A 23,711-nucleotide genomic window follows, 5' to 3' on the forward strand; every position below is an offset into this window, starting at 1 on the left:
TATTTATACTGTGTCGCATTCTTGATACCGGACAATCTCATGTCAGTAAGTTCTTTTAACCGACGCTGGGCGACGGTGATCCTTGAAGCCCTGACTCGCCATGGCGTCAGGCATGTGTGTATTGCGCCGGGCTCACGCTCCACACCGCTGACGCTGGCGGCAGCAGAGAACCGGGCATTTATTCACCACACCCATTTTGACGAGCGCGGCCTGGGCCACCTGGCTCTGGGGCTGGCAAAGGTCAGCAAGGAACCGGTGGCGGTGATCGTCACCTCCGGTACTGCCGTGGCAAACCTCTATCCGGCCCTTATCGAAGCCGGGCTGACCGGTGAGAAACTGGTTCTGCTGACGGCCGATCGCCCGCCCGAGCTTATTGACTGCGGAGCGAACCAGGCTATTCGTCAGCCGGGCCTCTTTGCCTCGCATCCTTCGCAGACGGTTTCGTTACCCCGACCCACGCAGGACATTCCCGCAAGCTGGCTGGTCTCGACCGTCGATCACACCATGGAGACGTTGCGCAGCGGGGCGTTACATATTAACTGTCCGTTTGCCGAGCCGTTGTATGGCGAAATGGACGACACCGGTCTTGCCTGGCAGCAGCAGCTTGGCGACTGGTGGGAGAGCGAAAAGCCGTGGCTGCGCGAGCAGACACACCTTGAGAGCGCAAAGCAACGTGACTGGTTTTTCTGGCGACAAAAACGCGGCGTGGTTATTGCCGGGCGCATGAGCGCCGCCGAAGGCAGGCAGGTTGCCGAATGGGCACACACCCTTGGCTGGCCGCTGATTGGCGACGTGCTGTCCCAGACCGGGCAGCCGCTGCCGTGTGCCGATCTCTGGCTCGGGAATGCGAAAGCGGTGACTGAACTGGCGCAGGCGCAGATTGTGGTTCAGCTGGGCGCAAGCCTGACCGGCAAACGGTTACTGCAGTGGCAGGCAACCTGTAGCCCGGAAGAGTACTGGCTGGTGGATCCGCTGGAAGGGCGGCTCGATCCGGCGCACCATCGCGGCCGTCGTCTGGTGAGCGACATTGACGCCTGGCTGGCGCTCCACCCGGCGGAAAAGCGCGCCCCATGGGCCGTTGAGATCCCGGCGCTGTCGCGTCAGGCGTGGGAGTTGACCCGTGCACAATGCGAAGAATTTGGTGAAGCGGAGCTGGCGCACCGTATTTACCGGTATCTGCCGGAGCAGGGGCAACTGTTTGTCGGCAACAGCCTGGTGGTGCGTCTGATTGATGCGTTCTCAAAACTGCCTGCGGGCTATCCGGTCTACAGTAACCGGGGAGCCAGCGGCATTGACGGGCTGATCTCTACGGCGGCGGGTGTGCAGCGAGCCAGCGCGAAATCCACGCTGGCGATCGTGGGCGATCTTTCGGCGCTGTACGATCTCAATGCGCTGGCGCTGCTGCGGCAAGTGTCGGCGCCGTTTGTGCTGATTGTGGTCAACAATAACGGCGGGCAGATCTTCTCCCTGCTGCCGACACCGCAGAGCGAACGCGAGCGCTTCTATCTGATGCCGCAGAACGTGCAGTTTGAACATGCCGCAGCGATGTTTAACCTGAAATACCACCGCCCGGAAAACTGGGAAGCGCTGGATGCAGTCCTGAGCAGCGCCTGGCGACAGCCCGGTGCAACGCTGATTGAACTGGTCGTCAACGAGGCTGACGGTGCGCAGAAGCTGCAAAGTCTGCTGGCGCAGGTGAGCCACCTGTGATCCTTGCAGGCGCGCAACAGGCCGGTAAGCCAGGTTACCCCTGGCTGGTCTTTTTGCATGGATTTTCTGGCGATTGCCGCGAGTGGCAGACGGTCGGCGAGGCGCTCAGCGATTATCCCCGGCTTTATCTCGACCTGCCGGGGCATGGGCGGTCCGCCAGTATGGCCGTCACGGGGTTCAAAGAAATGAGTGACGTGCTTACCCGAACCCTTGTTAGTTACAACATACTTAACTACTGGCTGGTGGGGTACTCCCTTGGCGGCCGTATTGCGATGTTTCATGCCTGCCAGGATCCTGCGGGGCTTTGCGGCATCATCGTGGAAGGCGGACATCCGGGCCTGAAGGGGGGCGCAGCACGAGAGGCAAGAGCAGCATCCGACCATCTGTGGGCGCAGCGTTTTCGCACGCAGCCCCTCTCAAACGTCTTTGCCGACTGGTATCAACAGCCTGTCTTTGCCTCCCTGACGGACAGCCAGCGCAGGGCGCTCATCGCCCTGCGCTGTCGCAACGCGGGCACAAACCTGGCGATGATGCTTGAGGCAACCTCGCTCGCCGTGCAACCAGACCTGCGTGCCGCCCTCAGCGCGCGAAATTTCCCTTTTGATTATCTCTATGGCGAACGTGACGAGAAGTTCGCGGCCCTGGCCGCTGAACTGAACGCTGTTCGCCATGTCATTCCAAACGCCGGACACAACGCCCACCGGGAAAATCCCGGGGCGGTTAGCGCGAGTCTGGCTCAGATACTGCGTCGTCGAATAAAGGACACTCTATGATCTATCCTGATGAAAACATGCTCTATGCACCGGTTGAATGGCAAGACTGCTCCGAAGGTTACACCGACATTCGTTACCACAAATCGGCTGACGGTATCGCCAAAATCACCATTAATCGTCCGCAGGTGCGTAACGCCTTCCGTCCCCTGACCGTAAAAGAGATGATTCAGGCCCTGGCGGATGCGCGCTATGACGACAACATCGGCGTTATCGTCCTGACCGGGGAAGGCGAAAAAGCGTTCTGCTCCGGTGGCGATCAGAAAGTACGCGGTGACTACGGCGGATACCAGGACGATGCGGGTACCCATCACCTGAACGTGCTTGATTTCCAGCGTCAAATCCGTACCTGCCCAAAACCCGTGGTGGCCATGGTGGCAGGCTACTCCATCGGCGGCGGCCACGTGCTGCACATGATGTGCGATCTGACCATTGCCGCAGAGAACGCCATCTTCGGTCAGACGGGCCCGAAAGTCGGCTCTTTTGACGGCGGCTGGGGGGCTTCTTACATGGCGCGCATTGTCGGTCAGAAAAAAGCCCGCGAAATCTGGTTCCTGTGCCGTCAGTACAACGCCCAGGAAGCGCTGGATATGGGCCTGGTTAACACCGTGGTGCCGATTGCCGATCTTGAAAAAGAGACCGTTCGCTGGTGTCGCGAAATGCTGCAGAACAGCCCAATGGCGCTGCGCTGCCTGAAAGCGGCCCTGAACGCTGACTGTGACGGCCAGGCGGGGCTGCAGGAGCTGGCGGGTAACGCCACCATGCTGTTCTACATGACCGAAGAGGGTCAGGAAGGACGCAACGCGTTTAACGAAAAACGCCAGCCGGACTTCAGTAAATACAAACGGAACCCGTAATGCGTCGCGCGCAGGTATACCGCTGGCAGATACCGATGGACGCGGGCGTGGTGCTGCGTGAACGGCGGTTAAAAACCCGTGATGGCTTCTTCGTGCAACTGCAGCAGGGCGAAGGGCAGGGCTGGGGCGAGATTTCGCCTCTGCCGGGCTTTAGCCTGGAGTCGCTGGAGGAGGCGCAGGCTGCGCTGATGGCATGGGTAGAGGAATGGCGTACAGGCCTGAATCCGCCGCTGCCCGATCTCCCTTCCGCCGCGTTTGGCATCAGCTGCGCGCTCGCGGAGCTCGACGGCAGCCTCCCTGATGAGGCCGATTACCGTGCCGCGCCGCTCTGCACGGGCGATCCGGACGAGCTGTTTGCCTTGCTCAGCGCAATGCCCGGCGAGAAAGTGGCGAAAATCAAAGTCGGTCTTTACGAAGCGGTACGCGACGGCATGGTCGCTAACCTCTTGCTGGAGGCGATCCCCGATCTGCGCCTGCGTCTGGATGCCAACCGCGCCTGGACGCCGCTTAAGGCGCAGCAGTTCGCGAAGTACGTCAACCCGGCGTACCGCAGCCGCATCGCTTTTTTGGAAGAGCCGTGCAAAACCCGTGAGGATTCACGCGCTTTTGCCCGAGAAACCGGCATTGCCATCGCCTGGGATGAAAGCCTGCGCGAGGCGGACTTTGCCTTTAGCGCCGAGCCAGGCGTCAGCGCCGTGGTCATAAAACCGACGCTAACGGGCAGTCTGGCGAAGGTGCGCGAACAGGTGGCGGCAGCGCATGAGGCAGGGCTGACGGCGGTGATCAGCTCCTCCATCGAATCCAGCCTTGGGCTGACGCAGCTGGCGCGCATTGCCGCCTGGTTAACGCCCGACACCATCCCGGGGCTGGATACGTTAAACCTGATGCAAACCCAGCTCATTCGCCCGTGGCCGGGGAGCGCGCTGCCGTGCGCGGGCGTTGAGGCGCTGGAGCCGTTGCAATGAGTTTTAGCGACTGGCCGTGGCGGCACTGGCGCGAGCAGCGTGCTGATACACCGGCTCTGCGTCTCAACGACGAGGTGCTGAGCTGGCAACAGCTCTGCACCCGCATCGACAATCTGGCCGCAGGGTTTCATCAGCAGGGTGTGGAGGCGGGGGACGGCGTGCTGCTGCTCGCCCATAATCACCCGCAGACCCTGCTGGTATGGCTGGCGCTGCTCCAGTGCGGCGCGCGAATTCTTCCGGTTAATCCCCAGCTCCCGCATCCGCTGCTGGAGGTGTTGCTTCCGCAGATGACGCTGCGTTTTGCGCTGGTGCTGGACGGTCACTATGACGGGCTCGCCGCGCTTAGCGTGCATGCACCGTCCGGCGAATACCGCGTGGCATGGCAGCCTGAGCGGCTGGCCTCAATGACGCTCACCTCCGGCTCCACCGGGCTGCCGAAAGCGGCTGTTCATACCTGCGGGGCGCATCTTGCCAGCGCTGAGGGCGTCCTCGCGCTGATGCCCTACGGCGCCGATGACGACTGGCTGCTTTCGCTGCCGCTGTTTCATGTCTCCGGGCAGGGGATCTTATGGCGCTGGCTGCAGGCTGGCGCGCGCTTAACCGTACGCGAGAAGCAGCCGCTGGAGCAGGCCTTGCAGGGGTGTACGCATGCCTCGCTGGTGCCAACTCAGCTCTGGCGTCTGCTCAATACCCACCAGCGGATCGCGCTGAAAGCGGTACTGCTGGGCGGGGCCGCCATCCCCGTTGAGTTGACGCAACAGGCGCGCGCGCAGGGTATTTCTACGTTTTGTGGCTATGGCCTGACGGAGTTTGCCTCTACCGTCTGCGCGAAAGAGGCTGACGGTGAGCCGGACGTGGGCAGCGCATTGCCGGGCAGGGAGGTTCAGGTCGTTAACGGTGAAGTGTGGATCAAGGCGCAAAGCATGGCCTCAGGCTACTGGCGCGACGGCGCGTTGCTGCCGCTCACGAATTCAGAGGGCTGGTTTGCCACCCGCGATCGCGGCGAACTGCATGACGGTCGCCTGACGATCCTCGGTCGGATGGATAACCTCTTTTTCAGCGGAGGCGAGGGCATTCAGCCGGAGAGTCTTGAGCGGATTATCGCGACCCATCCGCACATCAGCCAGGTCTTCATTGTTCCGCTGAATGACGCCGAATTTGGTCAGCGTCCGGTAGCGGTGGTGGAGTGTGAACCGGGAACGGATATCACCCGCTTGCCGGAATGGGTACAGGGCAAACTGGCACGATTTGAACAGCCCGTCCACTGGCTGGTACTGCCTGCGGAGTTAAAAAATGGCGGGATTAAGATCTCCCGCCAGGCGTTAAAACAGTGGGTGAATGCCCAGCTGTCTGGTTAATTAGCCGACATCGGGCTGCGGCTTACGCTGACGACGCAGCAGGCGCAGCACCGGCGGCACGACCACCACCACAATAGCCAGCACCAGCAGGATCTTCGCCACATTGCTGTCCCACAGAATGGCGACATCGCCATTGCTGATGGACAGGGCGCGGCGCAGGTTCTGCTCCAGCATCTCACCCAGCACAAAGCCCAGAATCAACGGCGACATCGGGAAGTGCATTTTACGCAAGATGTAGCCGAACACCCCCAGCACCACCATCAGAATCAGGTCGAAGGTGGTGCTGTGTACCGCATACACCCCCACCGCCGAGACGGCTGCGATTGCGGGTACCAGGAACCACAGCGGAATGGTCAGCATACGGGTGAACAGGCCAATCAGCGGAATGTTCATGACCAGCAACATCACGTTGGCAATCAGCAGTGCCGCAATCAGCCCCCAGACGATATCCGGCTGTTCGGTGAACATCGCCGGTCCTGGCGTAATGTTATAGAGCGTCAGCGCCCCCATCATCACCGCCGTGGTACCGGAGCCGGGCACGCCGAGCGTCAGCATGGGAATAAACGAGCCACAGGCCGAGGCATTGTTAGCCGCCTCGGGTGCGGCGACGCCGCGAATATCGCCTTTACCAAAGCTGTCGCTGTTGCCGCTGAGTTTTTTCTCCGTCATGTAGGTGATGGCGCTGGCGATGGTCGCCCCGGCGCCCGGCAGAATGCCAACAAAGAAGCCAATGACCGCTGAACGCAGCGTGGTACCGATACACTGCACCCCCTCTTTGGCGTTAAAGAGCATCCGGCCAGTTTTACGCACCAGCGTCTGCCCGCTGCTGGTATGTTCCAGCATCAGTAAGATCTCAGAGACAGAGAACAGACCAATCACGACCACGATAAACTGCACGCCGTCGGACAGGTGAACGCTGTCGAAGGTAAAGCGATAGACCCCGGTGTTGGCATCCACGCCGACGGTGGCTAACCCTAAGCCAATCAGCGCAGACAAAAACGATTTCAGTGGGTTTTGTGCCATCATGCTGCCGAGACAGGCAATGGCGAAGACCATCAGGGCAAAATACTCTGCCGGACCAAACGCCAGCGACCACTGGGCCAGCGCAGGCGCAAACAGAATGATGCCGCCAATGGCAATCAGCGAGCCAAAGAACGAACTGACGGCGGAAATAGACAGCGCCACGCCGCCGCGCCCCTGCCGCGCCATCGGGTAACCATCCAGCGCGGTCATAATGGCCGCCGCATCCCCGGGCACGTTGAGCAGTATTGACGAGATTCGGCCGCCATATTCACAGCCGATGTAGACCGTCGCCAGCAGGATCAGCGCTGATTCCGCAGGCAGATGCAGGGCAAACGCCAGCGGGAGCAAAATAGCGACTCCGTTGATAGGCCCAAGTCCAGGCAACAGACCGACGATCGTCCCGACGAAGCAGCCGATCAGGGCGATCACCAGGTTTTCCGGGGTCATCGCCACAGCGAACCCCTGTGAGAGGTAAATCCAGGTATCCATAGCGTGCTCCGTTAATTAAGCCAGGCGCCAAGCGGCAACGTCACATCCAGCAGGCGGTCAAAGGCGTACCACAGGAAAATGCCCATCACCACGCCTGAGATCCCCGCCGCAGGCAGGCTGGCGTTAAACAGCGTGCCGATGACCATCGTCAGGATGGCGGTCGCTACCGGGAAGCCGAGCCATTCAAAGCCCCAGGCATACATCAGCAGCACAATGACCATCACCAGCAGCCGCTGCAAAATGCGCTTAGGCGGCCACTCGACGGTATCCGGGTGGCGTAACAGCATGGCCACCGAGCAAAGCAGCATCAGGCCGACAATGCCCATTGGAAAGGGGCGGGGCCCCACGGGTTCATAGCTGTATTCGCTGTGGATCTGCCAGGCGACGAACATCCCGCCAATGCAGAGCAACAACCAGATCCCGGCAAAAATGCGATCGCTCATAGCGCCTCCGGTTATTTGGCCAGGCCAAATGCTTTTGCTTTCTCGCGGTAGTCATTCACCTGTTTTTTGACATACTCGTCCAGCTGCTTGCCGTTCAGGTTGAACTCAAACAGCCCGCGCAGATCGCGCTGCTTTTTAAATTCGTCTGTCTGCTGCAGTTTGTTAAAGGTATCGACCCACCACTGGTATTCGGCATCGGTCACTTTTGGCCCGACAAAGAAGCCGCGGATAATCGGCCAGACGAGGTCATAACCCTGCTCTTTTGCAGTCGGCACATTTGCCAGCTGTCCCGGCAGACGGTTTTCGGAGAAGACCGCCAGCACGCGGATTTTATCGCCGCTCAGGTAAGGCACCATTTCACTGAGATCACCGGAAACTGCCTGCACGTGGTTGCCCATCAGCGCCGTCACCGGTTCACCGCCGCCCTCAAACGCCACGTAACGCATTTTGTGCGGATCCACTTTCGCCTGCTGCGCCAGCAGGGCGGCTTTCATCCAGTCCTGGCTGCCGATGGAGGCGCCTGCGCCAATCACCACGCTGTTGGGGTCTTTTTCCATGGCGGTGAGCAAATCCTTCAGGGATTTCCACGGGGAATCTGCTCGCACGGCAATCATGCCGTAGTCGGTACCGACGGTGGCCAGCCAGCGCACGTCATCCACGCCGTAGCGGCCAAACTTGCCCTGGGAGAGGTTAAGCAGCGAGCCGCCGGAGAAGGCCACCACTGTGCCGGCTTCCGCCGGACGTTGCGCGACAATCGCGTTATAGGCCACCGCGCCCACGCCGCCTGGCATGTAGGTCACGCGCATCGGTTTTTCAATGGCCTTCGTCTCCAGCAGGCTGACCTGAATCAACTTGCAGGTGAGATCGAAACCGCCGCCCGGTTTGGCCGGAGCGATACATTCGGTGCGGGACGGGGCGTCCTGCGCCTGGACAACAGAGGCACTCAACATTAAAACGCTTGCAGCAATCGTTGAAAGTAATTGTTTTTTCATCGTTTATCCTCACGCCGGCGATCCGGGGGTACGGGTACTGGTTTTTTTCTGATTATGTGAACCACCTTGTAGCGGTTCCGTTGCGTGATTGTTAAAACAATAACCTTTCATTTCCCTTTCAACGCGACACCAACTTTACAGGATGTGATATGCGTCTCTTACTGGCGGAAGATAATCGTGAGCTGGCTCACTGGCTGGAGAAAGCGCTGGTGCAGGAAGGCTTTGCCGTAGACTGCGTTTCTGACGGGCGCGCGGCCGATCATCTGCTGCAGGGGGAAAATTACGCGGTGGCGATACTGGACATCGGTATGCCCGGTTTTGACGGCCTGGAGGTGGTGCACCGTTTACGTAAACGCGGCCAGACCTTGCCGGTGCTGTTTCTCACCGCACGCAGCAACGTGGCGGATCGGGTGAAAGGCCTGAACGCCGGGGCGGATGATTATCTGCCAAAACCGTTTGAGCTGGAGGAGCTGGACGCCAGGCTTCGCGCCCTGCTGCGCAGAAGCGAGGGGAGAACCCAGGAACGCCAGCGCCTTGGGGAGCTGGAGTATGACGACGACGGTTTTTTCCTGCTGCGCGACGAGCCGCTCTCGCTCACCCCGCGCGAACTGTCGCTGCTGAAGGTGCTGATGCATCGTCGCACCCGCCCCGTTTCCCGGCAGCAGTTGTTCGATCAGGTGTTTAGCCTGAACGACGACGTCAGCCCGGAGAGTCTCGATCTTTACATTCATCGCCTGCGTAAAAAGCTGAGCGGCAGCGGCGTGCGGATCACCACCCTGCGCGGACTGGGCTATGTGCTGGAGTGCGGCGATGAAGTGGGTTAAGCCTCAGTCGCTTTATCTGCAGCTGCTGCTTTTTCTCGGCCTGCCGCTGCTGTTGTTATGGGGATTATCGGCTTTTAACAGTTACGTCAGCGCCCTGCAGGCGGCGACCCAGGCGTACGACCGCACGCTGTTATCTTCGGCGCGTACCGTCTCTGAGCGGCTGGAGGTGCACAACGGCAAGCTGCTGGTTGATGTTCCCTGGGTGGTGCTCGACAGCTTTGAGCTGAACATGAACGATCGTCTCTATTACAAGGTGGTTGATCCGGAGGGACGGGTGATCTCCGGCTATGACGATCTGCCGAACATGCCCCCCTCCACGTCGCGCACCACGCACTATCCCGCGCTGGCCTGGTTTTATCATACCGAGTATCGCGGCCAGGCGATCCGCGTGGCGAAGCTGCTCCAGCCAATTAACGAAGACAATGTTTCCGGTATGGCGGAAATCTACGTTGCCGAAACCTTGCAGTCGCGGCGCTATCTCGCCACTCAGCTTCTGTTTTCATCGCTCGTTTCGCAGGGACTGCTGGTGCTGCTGACGCTGGTCTTAACCGCCTGGCTGCTGCGCCGCGTGCTGCGCCCGATGCGTCAGCTCTCCTCGCTGATGGTGCGCCGTGAGCCAGGGCTGCTGGCCCCGCTGCCGGAGCTGCTGCCCTGGTCGGAAACGCGGCTGCTGATCGTGGCTTTTAACCGTTATATCGACAGATTACGCGGCGTGCTTTCCCGCCAGGAGCGCTTCAACGCCGATGCGTCTCATCAGCTCAAAACGCCGCTGGCGGTGCTCAAAACCCAGGTTTCCGTTGCCCTGACGCGAAACGATCCGGCCCTGTGGCAGGAGAGTTTACGCGCCATGAACGTGACGCTGGATAACACCATCGTCCTCACCGAACGGCTGCTGCAACTCTCCACGGTGAGGCGCAAAGAGCAGGGGGATCGCCAGTTTGCGCCGGTGGACCTGGTTGAGGTGGTGCAGAACTGCTGTTTCTCCAGACTGACGCAGGCGCGCAGCAAGGCGATCGATTTGGGTTATGACGGCATTCAGCAACCCGTCTTGATAGACGGTGATGAGGTGCTGCTGGGGGAGCTGTGCGCCAACCTGCTTGAGAACGCGATCAAGTACACCCCGGCAGGAGGCATCGTCACCGTGTTCCTGCACACCGACGCGGGCGGCGTTGAGCTCAGCGTGGAGGATAGCGGGCCCGGCATCGAAGACAGCCAGATTCATCAGGCAGTACTGCCTTTCCATCGGCTGGACAACGTCGGGGACGCCAGCGGATCGGGTATCGGGCTGGCGCTGGCGAGTGATATCGCCCGGCTTCACCGAAGCCACCTGCAGCTTTCCCGCAGTGAGGCACTGGGAGGGCTGAGCGTAAAAATGCGCTTTCTGTTGCTGACGTAAAAAAACCGCGCGTTTCAAATCGTTACAATCTACTTGCCCGCCGCACGCAGAGTGCTTGATCGCCAGGCGTCTCAGGTTAAAATCTCGCGGTTTTTTTGGGACTTTTCTATAAATTGCGCGGGAACACGATAATGAAAAAAGTGGCATTGATGGGCTTAGGCCTGATATTCGTTTCGGCGGCGGCTAACGCCATCAGCTTTAACGGCTCTGCGGGTCAGGATTACACCCATCTGGGCTTTGGCCTGGGTACCGAGACCGCCGGTCTGGCGATGACCGGCGGCTGGACGCATAACGACGACGATGGCGATGCGGCAAGCCTCGGCCTGGGTCTGAATATTCCTCTTGGCCCGTTCCTGGCCACCGTCGGCGGTAAAGGCATCTACACCAACCCGAACGACGGCGACGAAGGGTATGCGGCAGCGGTGGGCGGCGGTCTGCAGTGGAAAATTGGCGACAGCTTCGGCCTGTTTGGTGAGTACTACTACTCGCCGGACTCCCTCTCCAGCGGTATCGACAGCTATGAAGAAGCCAACGCGGGTGCGCGCTGGACCATCATGCGCCCAATTACCATTGAAGCGGGTTATCGTTATCTGAACCTGGCGGGCAAAGACGGCAACCGCGACAACGCGCTGGCTGACGGCCCGTACGTGGGTGTCAGCGCAGGCTTCTAACTCCTCCGGCGCGGCGTCCGTCGCGCCAGTTTCTCTCCTCTCCATGCCGGTGATTGCGCTATAGTGTTTTCACCATATAAGCGGGAGAACACAATGATTAATGTGGAGATGTTATCCACCGGCGACGAAGTGCTGCATGGACAGATTATTGATACCAATGCTGCCTGGCTTGCCGATCTTTTCTTTGAGCAAGGATTACCGTTAACGCGCCGCAATACCGTAGGCGACAGTCTTGAGTCGCTGGTGACTGTCCTGCGCGAGCGTAGCGAACACTGCGACGTGCTGATTGTGAACGGTGGGCTCGGCCCTACCAGCGACGATCTCAGCGCGCTGGCTGCCGCGACCGCCAAAGGCGAAGGGCTGGTGTTGCACGAGGAGTGGCTGACCCGCATGGAGCGTTTCTTCTCCGAACGTGGCCGCGTGATGGCCCCCAGCAACCGCAAACAGGCTGAAATCCCGGCCAGCGCCGAACTGGTCGATAACCCGGTGGGTACCGCCTGCGGTTTCGCCGTTCAACTGAACCGCTGCCTGATGTTCTTCACGCCGGGTGTCCCGTCTGAATTTAAAGTGATGGTCGAACAGCAGATCCTGCCGCGCCTTCGCCAACGTTTTACCCTGCCTGAACCGCCAGTCTGCCTGCGCCTGACCACCTTTGGCCGTTCGGAAAGCGATCTGGCGCAGAGCCTCGATCACCTGCCGCTGCCGCCGGGGGTATCCATGGGCTATCGCTCTTCCATGCCGATCATTGAACTCAAGCTCACCGGGCCTGCCACGCAGAAAGCGGCGATGCTGGCGCTCTGGCCGGAAGTGCAGCGCGTGGCGGGCGAAAGTCTGATTTTCGAGGGTACGGAAGGGCTACCGGCGCAGATTGCGAAGCATCTGCAGTCGCGCCAGCTGAGCGTCACCCTCAGCGAGCAGTTCACCGGCGGCCTGCTGGCGCTGCAACTGTCGCGCGTTAATGCTCCGCTGCTGGCCAGCGAGGTGGTGCCGTTCCAGCAGGAGACGCTGGCGCAGACGGCGCGCTGGGCGTCAGAACGCCGGGTCAACCATTTTGCCGGGCTGGCGCTGTTTGTCGGGGGTATGGATGAGGAATATCTCAACTTTGCGCTGGCTACGCCGGAAGGGACGCATGCCTTAAGAGTCAAAATGAGTATCACCCGCCACAGTCTGGCGGTGCGTCAGGACGTCTGCGCCATGATGGCGCTGAACATGCTGCGTCGCTGGCTGGCAGGTAAAGAGGTGGCCAGCGAGCACGGCTGGATCAACGTGGTGGAATCGCTGTTCGTTGAGTGACCGGTTTGCCGGGGCGGCGGCCCCGGCGATACCTAACCCAGGGCCTTCGCCAGCAACGTGATCGGATGCTCGCAGCGCTTGCTGGTGGACATCTCTATCTGCCACTTGCAGGTTTCGCAGTCGGTCACCACGATATCCGCGCCGCTCTCTTCAATCTGGCGGAACAGCGGCGCGCCAATTGCCTGTGATGTTTCGTAATTTTCACGCTTAAAGCCGTACGTCCCCGCAATGCCGCAGCAGCGCGAATCCAGCACCGTCAGCTCCAGCCCCGGAATTAACCGCAACAGTTCCAGCGTGTAAAGCGCCCAGCCCATTTTTTCCATATGGCACGGCGTGTGGTAGACCACTTTCAGGGGTAAATTTTTCAGCGGTAGCGTCTGCCCGCTGTCCAGCTTGCGCCACAGGAAACGGGTTGCCAGCTCGATATGTTCGCGCAGGCCGGTATTGTCCACGTCCAGCAGGTGCGGATACTCATCGCGCAGCGTGAAGGTACAGGTCGAGGAGGTGGCCAGCACCGGAATGCCTTTATCGACGATGGCCTCGCGCAGCGACGAGACGTTGCTTCTGGCCTGTTTGCGCGCTTTATCGGTAAACCCGTTGGCGATCAGCGGCACGCCGCAGCATTTCTCCTTGTTCAGTAACTGCACGCCTGTACCCATGGCGTTCAGCACTTTCAGCAGATCTTTACCCAGTTGCGGATGGTTGTAGTTCACGTAGCAGCCATGGAAGAACGCGACCTGGTCGGCATACCGCGCCTGGTCTGCCGCTACGGATTTGTACCAGCGGCGGAAGGTGCCGTGGGAATATTTGGGCAAACTGCGGTGATGGTCGATCTTAAGCGTGGCATCCAGCAGCTGGCGCACCGGTTTCAGCGAGGTCGCGGCGTTCACCAGCGGGGCAAACGGCGTGGAGACGCTGCCCATCAGATCGGTATGGCTAAGAATGGCATCGCGCAGCGACGGTTTTTGCGTGCTATAGCGTGCCCGGGCGCGCTGAATAATGTCGCCGATTTTCACATCCGACGGACAGGCGACTTCACAACGTTTGCAGTTGATGCAGTATTTCAGCGCGTCATCGTACAGCGCGCCGTCCTTCAGACGCAGGCGCTCGCCGTCCGGCCCGGCCTGTTTCGGACCGGGATAGCGCGGGTTAACGCCGCTGACCGGGCAGACGGTGGTGCAGACCGTGCATTTGATGCAGCTTTCAAAGCGGGTATCGTTCATTGTTCAGCCTCCGTGCGCTGGCAAATTTGCTCTGCCACATAGAGCGCCGTTATGGCGCAGACGCCGCCGCCGCAGCCCTGGGCGATAGGATCGTATCCGCCCAAAAGCGAGCCGATGGCGTAGAGATTCGGTACTGACTTTCCTGAAAGTTGCGGATGCAGCAGGTTATCCACAATTACGCCGAACTGCTGCCACGGCTGCGGGGCAAAGAAATCGCTCTGATACCAGTCCGCGCGAGAGGCGCTCTGGCGGACGTCCAGCCCCATAATCGCCTCGCGAATGCCGTCCCGGCTGCTCAGCAGACCGTTACTGAAGAAACTGCCGCTTGCCAGCACCGCGTAACGCGTACGAAGCGGAATATCGTCGTGGTTGCGGGTCCAGATTTCGCTCACCGAGCCGTCAGTCAGGGTGATTTTTTTCACTTCATCACCCGCCATCCACACGCCTCCCTGGGCCACAAACTGGCGCTGAAGCTGGGTATGCAGGCGAATGCCGGGTACGGACGGAGGAAGCGTTGGCAGCAGGCCGAGCGAGCAGGGCAGGCGGTCGGACAGCCAGCGCCACAGCCGGTTGTCCTGTAAGCCAAAGCAGGCGGGCATAAACAGCGCATCGCATCCCTCTGCAAGCGGTTTGAGCGCCTCATACAGCAGCGGCCATTTCTCTTCGTTATCAAGCAAACGGGCAATATTCACCGCGCGGAACTCGCTGGGGTTGTCGCGCAGGACATCCAGCTCAGGAAGGTCAATCTCTGCCGTTTCAGCGTTGACCCCCTGGCGACTGAGCGAGGCCGCTGCCAGATGGGGCTGAAAATCCAGAAAACCGCTAATGCCCACCACCCGCACGCGCGTGGCCTTGAACGGGGCAACGGGCACCTCCTCCGGGCTGAGCCAGGCGGAACGCAGGGTGCCAAGCGGCGTGACGCGCGCGTGATTTTGCCTGGCACTCCCCTGCATACGTGCGCCGCAATCAGCCAGCAGCGCTTCGGTCTCCAGGGCAAAGCGGTCAATGTGCTGCGCGCCAGTCAGGTGATAAGGATGCTCTGCCGGCAGTTTTTCGCGGTACGTTTCGTCCACCAGATCCAGCGAGCCCGACGAGAAGTGTAGGGCGCTCTGGCCCCGGGTGATAATGGCGCAGCGCAGTCCCTGCTTCGTGAGTTTGATGCCACAGAGCAGACCCGCCAGCCCGCCGCCGACGATCACCGTATCAAATTTCATCGCGTTGCTCCTTCTCAAGACCGCAAAGCCCCTGGTACACCCAGCGGGTAAATTCGCTTTCACGCAGGGCATCGCCCCAGGCGACAGGCTGAATGCCTTTCCAGCGCTCGTTCAGAAAATCGCTGAGCTGATCGAGCGACTGGGTGGCGGTGGTGGTATGAAAACGCTGCAGCAGCCCGGCGGCACGGCAGGCACACAGCTCCCCCTGACAGGTGCCCATCCCGACGCGGGTGCGGCGGCGGAGATCGAGCAGGCTATTCACCGTCAGATTCTCCACCGCGTATTGCACTTCCCCGGCGGTAACGGCCTCGCACTCGCATACCAGACTGCGGCTCAGCCGTCCTTCACCCAGCCAGACCGGTGTTCTGTCGCCATGGCGATAGACAGCCGAACCACGCAGGGGGGCTGGCAGGGAGATAATTTTTTGCAGCGTTTTCTCGGTGGACTGGCGCGAGCCGGGCAGGGGCTGTTCTGCGGTCACGCACGGTTCGCTATTGCCCAGTTTGCGGCAGACAGCATCCGTCGCCCATTCGGCCATCAGGCGGTAGGTCATCAATTTACCGCCGGTGATGGTGATGAAGCCGTCCAGCCCGTCGCGCTCGGCATGGTCAAGCAGCACAATGCCACGGCTGACATTGCGTCCGCTCGGGTCGTTATCGCTGGCGACAAGCGGACGCACACCCGCGTAGGCGCGCAGGATGCGGGTCTGGGCCATCACCGGCGCCAGTTTTTCCCCTTCGCGCAGCAGGATGTCGACCTCTTCTGCGGTGACCCGATTGTAGTCGATCTCGCTGTAGTCAACGTGGGTGGAAGTGGTCCCGATTAACGAAATGGTATCGCCGGGGACAAGGATGTCTGCGTCAGACGGTTTACGGCAGCGGTTGATGACATGGTTATTAATGCGGTGGTCGAGGATCAGCAGCGAGCCTTTGGCCGGGAACATGCGCACAGATAAATCGGCGTATTCTGCGATGCGTTGCCCCCAGATCCCCGCCGCGTTGACCACCACGGCGGCATACAGCTCGCTGTGTTCGTTGTACTGCGTATCCAGGACCCGCACGCCCACGATGCGATGCCCCTCACGGATAAGCCCGGTGACCTGATGGCCGGTCAGGATCCGCGCGCTGTGCTCGCGGGCGTCCAGCATGTTGGCCGCCGTCAGACGAAACGGATCCACGGTACCATCCGGGACTTTTACTGCACCCGTCAGTGCCGGATTAACCGAAGGTTCGATGCGGCGTGCGAGGGCCGGGTCAATGGCTTGTGCCTGAATTCCCGCGGCCTGGCAGGCGGTAATGAAAGTTGACTGAAAGGCGAGATCGTCTTCGGGAAGCGTAATAAACAGGCCGTCGGTCGGTTCAATGCAGTGGCGGGCGATACGTCGCAGGATCTGATTTTCGGCGATACATTCGCGTGCCGATTCGCCGTCGGTGACGGCGTAGCGGGCGCCGCTGTGCAGCAGGCCATGATTGCGTCCGGTAGCGCCGGTCGCAATATCATGGCGCTCCAGGAGCGTGACGCTCAGCCCTCTGAGCGCACAGTCGCGTGCGATGCCAGCGCCGGTCGCGCCCCCGCCAATGATAATCACATCGCTGTAGCGTGGATCGTGAATTGTCATTGTCATCCCTCTGTGTTCGTTTTTTATCATTTAGCCACATGAAAAATGTGGTTTGTTTGATTTCGAACACAAACGAGCGAAATTCGAAAGTGAAACGTGATTCCATGCGCTTTTTTGCGCATGTTGTCATATTTCTGTAACAATTTGTGCGTTGATTCACAGTAACAATCACCGTGATTTCTTAACATCCCCGCCTTGCTGGAGTTTGGGGCAGTTAAACCCCTGTAAATTCAATACATGGCCACGGAGGCTGTCATGCTCAGTATCTTTAAACCTGCGCCGCACCGGGCGCGTCTGCCTGAGGCAGAAATAGATCCGCTTTACCGCCGCCTGCGCTGGCAAATCTTCCTGGGGATCTTCTTCGGGTATGCGGCGTATTACCTTGTGCGTAAAAACTTTGCCCTCGCCATGCCTTATCTGGTTGAGCAGGGCTTTTCGCGTGGCGATCTCGGGTTCGCGCTGTCGGGGATCTCCATCGCCTACGGCTTTTCGAAATTCATCATGGGATCGGTGTCGGATCGCTCGAATCCGCGCGTGTTCCTGCCAGCCGGTCTGATCCTGGCGGCGGCGGTGATGCTGTTTATGGGCTTTGTGCCATGGGCAACGTCCAGCATCGCCATTATGTTTGTGCTGCTGTTCCTGTGCGGCTGGTTCCAGGGGATGGGATGGCCGCCATGCGGGCGTACCATGGTGCACTGGTGGTCGCAAAAGGAGCGTGGCGGCATCGTGTCGGTGTGGAACTGCGCGCATAACGTGGGTGGCGGCATTCCGCCTCTGCTGTTCCTGCTGGGGATGGCCTGGTTCAACGACTGGCACGCTGCGCTCTATATGCCTGCCTTTGGCGCCATTCTGGTGGCGATTATCGCCTTTGCGCTGATGCGTGATACACCGCAGTCCTGCGGCCTGCCGCCGATTGAGGAGTACAAAAACGACTATCCGGATGATTACAGCGAGAAGCACGAAGAAGAGCTGACGGCAAAGCAGATCTTCATGAAGTACGTGTTGCCAAACAAACTGCTGTGGTACATCGCGGTTGCGAACGTGTTTGTTTACCTGCTGCGCTACGGCATCCTCGACTGGTCACCGACCTACCTGAAAGAGGTGAAGCATTTCGCGCTGGATAAATCCTCCTGGGCCTACTTCCTGTACGAATACGCGGGGATCCCGGGGACGCTGATTTGCGGCTGGATGTCGGACAAAGTATTTAAGGGCAACCGTGGCGCAACGGGCGTCTTCTTTATGACGCTCGTGACCATTGCCACCGTCGTCTACTGGCTCAACCCGCCGGGTAACCCGGGCGTGGATATGACCTGTATGATTGTCATCGGCTTCCTGATTTATGGTCCTGTTATGTTGATCGGTCTGCATGCGCTGGAACTGGCACCGAAAAAAGCAGCCGGTACGGCGGCAGGCTTTACCGGTCTGTTTGGCTACCTGGGCGGTTCGGTTGCGGCGAGCGCCATCGTGGGCTATACCGTTGACTTCTTCGGCTGGGACGGCGGCTTTATGGTGATGATCGGCGGCAGCGTGCTGGCGGTACTGCTGCTGATTGTTGTGATGATCGGTGAAAAACGTCACCACGCGGACGTGCTGGCGCGTCGTCAATAAGGAGCATTGCCATGAAATTAACTCAATTAGCGACCGGTCTGCTGCTGGCGGGCCTGATGACCGGCTCCGCACTGGCGGCGGATAAAATCGTTATTGCCCATCGCGGCGCAAGCGGCTATCTGCCGGAGCATACGCTGCCGGCGAAAGCGATGGCCTACGCGCAGGGGGCCGATTATCTTGAGCAGGATCTGGTGATGACAAAGGACGACCAGCTGGTCGTCCTGCATGACCACTATCTTGATCGCGTGACCGATGTGGCGGAGCGTTTCCCGGACCGCGCCCGTAAAGATGGCCGTTTTTACGCCATCGATTTTACTCTGGATGAAATCCGCTCTCTGAAGTTTACCGAAGGCTTCGAGATTGAAAACGGCAAGAAGGTGCAGGTTTATCCGGGACGTTTCCCAATGGGCAAATCTGACTTCCGTATCCATACCTTCCAGGAAGAGATTGAGTTTGTTCAGGGGCTGAACCACTCGACAGGCAAAAATATCGGTATCTATCCGGAAATTAAAGCCCCGTGGTTCCATCACCAGGAAGGGAAGGATATTGCCGCGAAGACGCTGGAGGTGCTGAAGCAATACGGCTACACCAGCAAGAAGGACAAAGTTTATCTCCAGTGTTTTGACGCCGCAGAACTGAAGCGCATCAAAACCGAGCTGGAGCCTAAGATGGGGATGGATCTCAATCTGGTCCAGCTGATTGCCTATACCGACTGGAACGAAACCCAGGAGAAGCAGGCAGACGGCAAGTGGGTAAACTATAACTACGACTGGATGTTCAAACCGGGCGCCATGAAGCAGATCGCGCAGTACGCCGACGGAATCGGGCCGGATTACCACATGCTGGTGGCGGAAGGTTCAACCCCGGGCCACGTGAAGCTGACGGCTATGGTAAAAGAGGCACACGCCAGCAAGATGCAGGTGCATCCGTATACGGTGCGCGCAGACCAGTTACCGCCGTACGCCACGGACGTGAATCAGCTTTACGAGGTGTTGTATAAGCAGGCGGACGTAGACGGGTTGTTTACGGATTTCCCGGATAAAGCGGTTTCATTCCTGCATAACAAGTAATACAAGGGGCCGTAAGGCCCTTTTTTATTCGGGCAGTAGGCTGGCCAGCCTTAGCTTTTTTTCCCATTCTGGCTCTGGCCCTAGCTGTTCTGCGACCAGGTTGACCAGCGCCTGGATCACCGGCGAGGCGCGACGCGTCTGGCGATACAGGGCCACAATGTTGCCACCATCCGGTTGCCAGCCGGGTAAAATAATATTCAGTTCTCCGCGCAATATCGCATCAGCACCTAAAAATAACGGCATGACCACAATCCCAAGCCCTGCTTTGGCGGCTTCCAGCAGGCTGAAAGCATTATCCGAACGCAGACGATTTCTGACGCGCCAGTTCTGGCACTGCCCGTTATGCAGTAGCTGCCAGCAACCGCCTGGCGCACGGTGGGTATATAACAGTCCGTCATGCTGCTCCAGCTCAACGGGGTGCACAGGCGTGCCCCGTTGCGCCAGATAGTCCGGGCTCGCGCACAGCCAGGTCAGATTGCGCGCCAGCGTGCGGGCGATGAGCGTAGAGTCCGGGACGAGACCGAGGCGGATGGCGATATCAAAGTCGGGCTGATGCATATTAATCTGCCGATCTTCTGTCGAGATATCGAGAGACAGTCCCGGATGAGCGCCAATAAATCCGGCCAGGATCGTCGACAGATGGGTGGTCATAAAGGTATGCGAGGTGGCGATACGCAGCTCGCCGTGAAGCTCGCTGCGTGAGGGTGCCACGGCTTCTTCCGCCTGTGTGACTTCGTCAAGGATATGCACGCACTCCTGATAAAAAAGCAGACCCGCTTCCGTCAGGCTAAGGCGGGGCCCACGCTCCAGCAAGCTTGCGCCAAGCCGTTTCTCCAGCATCTTGACGCGCTGGCTGATCACCGATTTTGATGTCCCCAGTTTTGCCGCCGCGCCAGCAAAGCTTTGCGACTCAACAACCGAAACAAACGTGCTCATCTCCACGAACTTGTTCACACAGGCGCTCCTTTATGGCTTATTCGGTTTACTATGCGCCGTTCAGGGAGCCGGAAAAACGGCTGGCGAGATATTCTGCCGCCATGATCACATCCGGGTTAGTCGCCTGAGAGGGAACGTCCGGGAACAGCGAGGCATCGACGACAAACAGCCCGTTAATGCCGAAGACGTTGCCGCACGCGTCCACGACTGCTGCCGGATCGCTTTCTTTACCCATCGGTGCTGTCGCGCTGAGGTGTAGATTACTTTTCACCGTCGCACGCTGCTCCTCTGCTATCTGCTGGTCTGTTTTGGCGAGTTTACCGCCTTTAACTGCCGGGACTTCGCCAGTAACCAGTGCCTGCAACGGACCTTCCTGCACCAGTGCCCGGGACAACTTCACCGCTTCGACCATCCGCATGACATCGCGCTCGTCGCCCAGCAGATTGAGATCGATGCTGGGGGCGAGCAGCGGATTGCGGCTCGTCAGTGTCAGACGCCCACGGGCACAGGGGCGAGCCACGGTGAAAAAGAGCTGGAAACCCGCCCCGTGTGGAAATAGTCCCGGATCGACGAAGTGGTTATTGCTGATATACAGATCCAGTTCGTCGGCTGCGGCCAGCGAAGATTGCGTCCAGAGCGTTGCACCTATTGGGGGATAGCTGGCATGTTCTGCAGAGGTCGCCAGCATGATCCCGTTCACGGGTTGTTCCTGCAAATTGCGGCCAACGGGGAGATCCTGTTTCAGCGGGATTTCCAGACGGCGTAAATCGTCAGCAGGACCAATGCCGGAGCGTAACAGAATGGCTGGCGTACCGGCCGCACCGGCACAAAGGAACACGCAGTCGGCAGCGATCCGTGTCCCATCCGCAAGCTGTATGCCGTTCACCCGCGAATTGTCTATCAGCGCTTTATCCACAACCGTCATGCCGACAATTGACAGATTCTTGCGCGCCCGAACCTCCGCCGTCAGGTAGACCATGCCAGTGTTTTGCCGGATGCCGTTGACAACATTCAGTGGATAGATGGCGACGCCGTGTTGTTGTGCGCCGTTAATATCGTCAATGGCGGCAAAGCCGTGAGCGCGACAGGCGTGATAAAACGCCTGACTTGCCGGACTGAGTGTCTCCAGCGCAGGTAATCGCACCGGAACGGGACCGTGGCGGCCATGCCAGCGATCGTCGCCATAGTCGGCATTTTCAAGCCGTTTGAACCACGGTAAAACCTTATCAAACGACCAGTCGCTCAGGCCGCGCTTTACCCAGCGGTCAAAATCGGATTTAGGGGCGCGAACAAACGCGCCTGCGTTGATCGTGGAGCCGCCACCGAGCACTTTGGCCCGCAGATGACCAGATGTATGATCGGTTCCCGTCGCCGCGCCGTGTTCCCAGACGTAATCACCGCCGCCAACAGAGTGACTTTGCGTCAGTTCATCCGGCCAGCCATCGGGGGCAAAGACGGGGCCGCCCTCCAGCAGCAATACCTGGCAGTCAGGTTTCTCGCTAAGACGTGCGGCGAGAACCGCACCCGCTGAACCACCGCCTGCGACTATGACGTCGTACGATTGTTTCATTATTCTGGCGCTGTTTTCCGGCTTGATGGATACCATTTTTCCTCTCCTCATGAATATCGTTACGCAGCGCATCAGCCAGTTTTTCTGCCATCATGATGATGGTCGGATTGAGGTTGATGAGCGGGATTTCGGGCAAGATCGATGCGTCGATGACCCGTAAGTCATGCAGACCGTAAAGGCACCCGTTTTCATCCACCACGGCATAGGGGTCATCAGGGGGCCCCATCGGTGCGGTGGATCAGGGGTGCTGGAGGGTGCTAACCCCCTGCGCCAGAGCCTGGCGAATGTCAGATTCATCATCCCCGACCGAGGCTCCGGGGCTGATTTCGTACTCAATGAGCTGGCGCAGCGGCGGCATATCCGCCAGCAGGCGTGCCAGACGAAAACACTCGACCATCCGGCGCATGTCATCTTCTGTCGTCAGGTGATTAAGCGCTATTTCCGGTGCATCGCGAGGGTCACGGCTCTTCAGGCGGATGTAGCCTGTGGAGCTGCAATGCATGAGTTCCAGCCCGAGGGAGAAGGCGACGCCGGTTGGGCTGAGGTCTGCAGGTAACAGATGCGAAGGGGAAATGGCAATGTCCATTTCGCGGGCTGATTTGGCAAAGCTTGAATTCGTCCAGATCTGTGCGGCGACAACCGGATGCTCGTGGCCCTTAAGTTCGGCTTTTCCGGCGAAGTTGATCCAGTAGAAGGCGTGATCCCGCAGACGCTCACCCACCGGGGCCTCTTTCACGACGGGGATCGACAGCGATTCCAGATGGTGGCGTGGGCCGATGCCTGAGCGCAGCAATATCGCGGCGGAACCATAGGCGCCGGCGCTGAGGATTGTCTGGCGGGCAAAGCACTGTTTCCCGTCGGCAAGCTGCACGCCTTTGACCCGGTTCCCCTCAACGATCAGCTTGTCCGTGAGCGCCCCATACACGATGGTCAGGTTCGGGCGCTGGCGCACCTTGCGGGTAAGCCATGCCATTCCGGTATTCACCCGAACGCCGTTAATGATATTCATCGGATTGGGCCCGGCGCCGTTGTTAGCTTCTGGGTGGTTAAAGTCTTCAACCCGCGCAAAACCCAGCTGCCACGCCGCTTCCAGGGTGGCCCGCTGAACTGGGGTGATCTCCTCTAATGTCATCTGATGGATCGGAAGTGGACCTTCACGACCGTGATATTTATCCTCACCCAAAGGGTAGGTTTCCATCTTTTTGTAGTAGGGCAGCACATCCTCATATTTCCAGCCCTTAAGCCCTTTTGCCGTGATGCGTTCGAAATCACAGGGGAGCGCCCGGCAGGCGACGGCGGCGTTAATGGCTGAACTTCCGCCGAGGGTTTTGCCGCGCGGAGTATAGACGGGATCGGGCTGGCTGACCGGGCTGGCGTAATAGCCCCATTCATATCGCTGATCGCCATTCGCCGCGATAATATTGCCGCTGTAAAGCAGTTCCGGATAGCCATCGGGATCAAATGACGGACCATATTCCAGCAGCAGAACACGTGTCTGCTCATCTTCGCTAAGACGTGCTGCCAGCACTGCCCCGGCAGAGCCCGCGCCAACAATGATAATATCGTAGGGCATCTGCTCAGGGGGCGTGGTCATGAACTGTTCTAAGGATAAAACGGACATTGCTGATGGCCTCCTCAGGTGGATATACCGTTAGAGTAAGCGGCATGAGGAGGGGTGAAC

The 23,711-nt window shown here is 59.4% G+C and carries 19 protein-coding genes and 1 pseudogene; 11 read left to right on the plus strand and 9 right to left on the minus strand.

The genetic code is table 11. The features are described 5' to 3' along the window. Window positions 1–39: 39 nt before the first annotated feature. From menD to menE, 5 genes are read left to right on the plus strand one after another with little or no spacing between them, the layout of a single operon-like run. Entirely contained in the window at window positions 40–1,710 is a 1,671-nt protein-coding gene (gene menD, locus M8370_RS12350) for a 2-succinyl-5-enolpyruvyl-6-hydroxy-3-cyclohexene-1-carboxylic-acid synthase (protein ID WP_250021121.1), read from the plus strand. Then, a complete protein-coding gene (gene menH / locus M8370_RS12355) occupies window positions 1,707–2,483 on the plus strand; it encodes a 2-succinyl-6-hydroxy-2,4-cyclohexadiene-1-carboxylate synthase (RefSeq protein ID WP_250021122.1) in 777 nt (258 codons plus the stop codon). The genes menD and menH overlap by 4 nt, the downstream gene beginning before the upstream one ends. Beyond that, window positions 2,480–3,337 carry a 1,4-dihydroxy-2-naphthoyl-CoA synthase gene (gene menB / locus M8370_RS12360; protein ID WP_013098093.1) on the plus strand — a complete coding sequence of 286 codons (858 nt, stop codon included), beginning with the start codon at window positions 2,480–2,482 and terminating at the stop codon, window positions 3,335–3,337. The genes menH and menB overlap by 4 nt, the downstream gene beginning before the upstream one ends. Then, the gene (gene menC, locus M8370_RS12365) at window positions 3,337–4,302 is read left to right on the plus strand and encodes an o-succinylbenzoate synthase (protein WP_038983967.1); all 966 of its coding nucleotides are present in this window, start codon (window positions 3,337–3,339) and stop codon (window positions 4,300–4,302) included. Before menB ends, menC begins: the two co-directional genes overlap by 1 nt. Beyond that, complete coding sequence (gene menE / locus M8370_RS12370) at window positions 4,299–5,660, plus strand: o-succinylbenzoate--CoA ligase (RefSeq protein WP_250021123.1); 1,362 nt, start codon at window positions 4,299–4,301, stop codon at window positions 5,658–5,660. The genes menC and menE overlap by 4 nt, the downstream gene beginning before the upstream one ends. On the opposite strand, the gene M8370_RS12375 is transcribed toward menE, so the two are convergent. The 3 genes from M8370_RS12375 to M8370_RS12385 are packed head-to-tail and all read right to left on the minus strand — an operon-like array spanning window position 5,661 to window position 8,607. Further along, complete coding sequence (locus M8370_RS12375) at window positions 5,661–7,172, minus strand: tripartite tricarboxylate transporter permease (RefSeq protein WP_013098090.1); 1,512 nt, start codon at window positions 7,170–7,172, stop codon at window positions 5,661–5,663. A gap of 11 nt (window positions 7,173–7,183) precedes the next feature. Next, on the minus strand, window positions 7,184–7,615 hold the full coding sequence (locus M8370_RS12380; protein WP_013098089.1) for a tripartite tricarboxylate transporter TctB family protein: 432 nt from the start codon (window positions 7,613–7,615) through the stop codon (window positions 7,184–7,186). A gap of 11 nt (window positions 7,616–7,626) precedes the next feature. After that, a complete protein-coding gene (locus M8370_RS12385) occupies window positions 7,627–8,607 on the minus strand; it encodes a Bug family tripartite tricarboxylate transporter substrate binding protein (protein ID WP_013098088.1) in 981 nt (326 codons plus the stop codon). 149 nt (window positions 8,608–8,756) lie between these two features. On the opposite strand from M8370_RS12385, the gene tctD reads away from it, so the two are divergent. The 4 genes from tctD to M8370_RS12405 all read left to right on the plus strand — a co-directional run bounded on the left by tctD (window position 8,757) and on the right by M8370_RS12405 (window position 12,791). Continuing rightward, window positions 8,757–9,431, plus strand: a complete 675-nt coding sequence (gene tctD, locus M8370_RS12390) for a transcriptional regulator TctD (protein ID WP_013098025.1) — start codon at window positions 8,757–8,759, stop codon at window positions 9,429–9,431. After that, window positions 9,418–10,827: a sensor histidine kinase gene (locus tag M8370_RS12395; RefSeq protein WP_250021124.1), complete on the plus strand. Its 1,410-nt coding sequence runs from the start codon at window positions 9,418–9,420 to the stop codon at window positions 10,825–10,827. Before tctD ends, M8370_RS12395 begins: the two co-directional genes overlap by 14 nt. Before the next feature lie 131 nt (window positions 10,828–10,958). Beyond that, window positions 10,959–11,498: a YfaZ family outer membrane protein gene (locus tag M8370_RS12400; RefSeq protein WP_013098023.1), complete on the plus strand. Its 540-nt coding sequence runs from the start codon at window positions 10,959–10,961 to the stop codon at window positions 11,496–11,498. A gap of 93 nt (window positions 11,499–11,591) precedes the next feature. Beyond that, the gene (locus M8370_RS12405) at window positions 11,592–12,791 is read left to right on the plus strand and encodes a nicotinamide mononucleotide deamidase-related protein YfaY (protein WP_148790877.1); all 1,200 of its coding nucleotides are present in this window, start codon (window positions 11,592–11,594) and stop codon (window positions 12,789–12,791) included. 32 nt (window positions 12,792–12,823) lie between these two features. Here the strand turns inward: M8370_RS12405 and glpC are convergent, their stop codons facing one another. The 3 genes from glpC to glpA are packed head-to-tail and all read right to left on the minus strand — an operon-like array spanning window position 12,824 to window position 16,846. After that, window positions 12,824–14,014 carry an anaerobic glycerol-3-phosphate dehydrogenase subunit GlpC gene (gene glpC / locus M8370_RS12410; RefSeq protein ID WP_020690658.1) on the minus strand — a complete coding sequence of 397 codons (1,191 nt, stop codon included), beginning with the start codon at window positions 14,012–14,014 and terminating at the stop codon, window positions 12,824–12,826. Then, window positions 14,011–15,228, minus strand: coding sequence for a glycerol-3-phosphate dehydrogenase subunit GlpB (gene glpB / locus M8370_RS12415; RefSeq protein WP_020690659.1), 1,218 nt, complete (start codon window positions 15,226–15,228; stop codon window positions 14,011–14,013). The genes glpC and glpB overlap by 4 nt, the downstream gene beginning before the upstream one ends. Next, on the minus strand, window positions 15,218–16,846 hold the full coding sequence (gene glpA / locus M8370_RS12420) for an anaerobic glycerol-3-phosphate dehydrogenase subunit A (protein ID WP_045292153.1): 1,629 nt from the start codon (window positions 16,844–16,846) through the stop codon (window positions 15,218–15,220). The genes glpB and glpA overlap by 11 nt, the downstream gene beginning before the upstream one ends. Window positions 16,847–17,101: 255 nt before the next feature. On the opposite strand from glpA, the gene glpT reads away from it, so the two are divergent. Next, window positions 17,102–18,454 carry a glycerol-3-phosphate transporter gene (gene glpT, locus M8370_RS12425; protein WP_013098018.1) on the plus strand — a complete coding sequence of 451 codons (1,353 nt, stop codon included), beginning with the start codon at window positions 17,102–17,104 and terminating at the stop codon, window positions 18,452–18,454. Between the two features lie 11 nt (window positions 18,455–18,465). Continuing rightward, on the plus strand, window positions 18,466–19,524 hold the full coding sequence (gene glpQ, locus M8370_RS12430; protein ID WP_013098017.1) for a glycerophosphodiester phosphodiesterase: 1,059 nt from the start codon (window positions 18,466–18,468) through the stop codon (window positions 19,522–19,524). A 24-nt stretch (window positions 19,525–19,548) separates the two neighbouring features. Here the strand turns inward: glpQ and M8370_RS12435 are convergent, their stop codons facing one another. From M8370_RS12435 to M8370_RS12445, 3 genes and pseudogenes are all read right to left on the minus strand, one after another. Continuing rightward, a complete protein-coding gene (locus tag M8370_RS12435) occupies window positions 19,549–20,478 on the minus strand; it encodes a LysR family transcriptional regulator (protein WP_250021125.1) in 930 nt (309 codons plus the stop codon). A gap of 31 nt (window positions 20,479–20,509) precedes the next feature. Further along, window positions 20,510–22,066 carry a GMC family oxidoreductase gene (locus tag M8370_RS12440; RefSeq protein WP_250021126.1) on the minus strand — a complete coding sequence of 519 codons (1,557 nt, stop codon included), beginning with the start codon at window positions 22,064–22,066 and terminating at the stop codon, window positions 20,510–20,512. Beyond that, window positions 21,960–23,651: pseudogene (locus tag M8370_RS12445) on the minus strand (GMC family oxidoreductase). The gene M8370_RS12440 and the pseudogene M8370_RS12445 overlap by 107 nt, the downstream one beginning before the upstream one ends. Window positions 23,652–23,711: the final 60 nt, after the last annotated feature.

The sequence above is a fragment of the Enterobacter cloacae complex sp. OE43NF genome, from assembly GCF_023544405.1.
GTDB lineage: Bacteria > Pseudomonadota > Gammaproteobacteria > Enterobacterales > Enterobacteriaceae > Enterobacter > Enterobacter cloacae.

Excerpts from the sequence above, each read along its gene's own strand:
- glpA (WP_045292153.1), bottom strand. The coding sequence starts at position 16,846 with ATGACAATTCACGATCCACGCTACAGCGATGTGATTATCATTGGCGGG.
- menB (WP_013098093.1), top strand. The coding sequence starts at position 2,480 with ATGATCTATCCTGATGAAAACATGCTCTATGCACCGGTTGAATGGCAA.
- M8370_RS12385 (WP_013098088.1), bottom strand. The coding sequence starts at position 8,607 with ATGAAAAAACAATTACTTTCAACGATTGCTGCAAGCGTTTTAATGTTG.
- glpQ (WP_013098017.1), top strand. The coding sequence starts at position 18,466 with ATGAAATTAACTCAATTAGCGACCGGTCTGCTGCTGGCGGGCCTGATG.
- glpT (WP_013098018.1), top strand. The coding sequence starts at position 17,102 with ATGCTCAGTATCTTTAAACCTGCGCCGCACCGGGCGCGTCTGCCTGAG.
- menE (WP_250021123.1), top strand. The coding sequence starts at position 4,299 with ATGAGTTTTAGCGACTGGCCGTGGCGGCACTGGCGCGAGCAGCGTGCT.
- M8370_RS12395 (WP_250021124.1), top strand. The coding sequence starts at position 9,418 with ATGAAGTGGGTTAAGCCTCAGTCGCTTTATCTGCAGCTGCTGCTTTTT.
- glpC (WP_020690658.1), bottom strand. The coding sequence starts at position 14,014 with ATGAACGATACCCGCTTTGAAAGCTGCATCAAATGCACGGTCTGCACC.
- M8370_RS12400 (WP_013098023.1), top strand. The coding sequence starts at position 10,959 with ATGAAAAAAGTGGCATTGATGGGCTTAGGCCTGATATTCGTTTCGGCG.
- M8370_RS12380 (WP_013098089.1), bottom strand. The coding sequence starts at position 7,615 with ATGAGCGATCGCATTTTTGCCGGGATCTGGTTGTTGCTCTGCATTGGC.
- menD (WP_250021121.1), top strand. The coding sequence starts at position 40 with ATGTCAGTAAGTTCTTTTAACCGACGCTGGGCGACGGTGATCCTTGAA.
- tctD (WP_013098025.1), top strand. The coding sequence starts at position 8,757 with ATGCGTCTCTTACTGGCGGAAGATAATCGTGAGCTGGCTCACTGGCTG.
- menC (WP_038983967.1), top strand. The coding sequence starts at position 3,337 with ATGCGTCGCGCGCAGGTATACCGCTGGCAGATACCGATGGACGCGGGC.
- M8370_RS12405 (WP_148790877.1), top strand. The coding sequence starts at position 11,592 with ATGATTAATGTGGAGATGTTATCCACCGGCGACGAAGTGCTGCATGGA.
- M8370_RS12440 (WP_250021126.1), bottom strand. The coding sequence starts at position 22,066 with ATGGTATCCATCAAGCCGGAAAACAGCGCCAGAATAATGAAACAATCG.
- M8370_RS12375 (WP_013098090.1), bottom strand. The coding sequence starts at position 7,172 with ATGGATACCTGGATTTACCTCTCACAGGGGTTCGCTGTGGCGATGACC.
- glpB (WP_020690659.1), bottom strand. The coding sequence starts at position 15,228 with ATGAAATTTGATACGGTGATCGTCGGCGGCGGGCTGGCGGGTCTGCTC.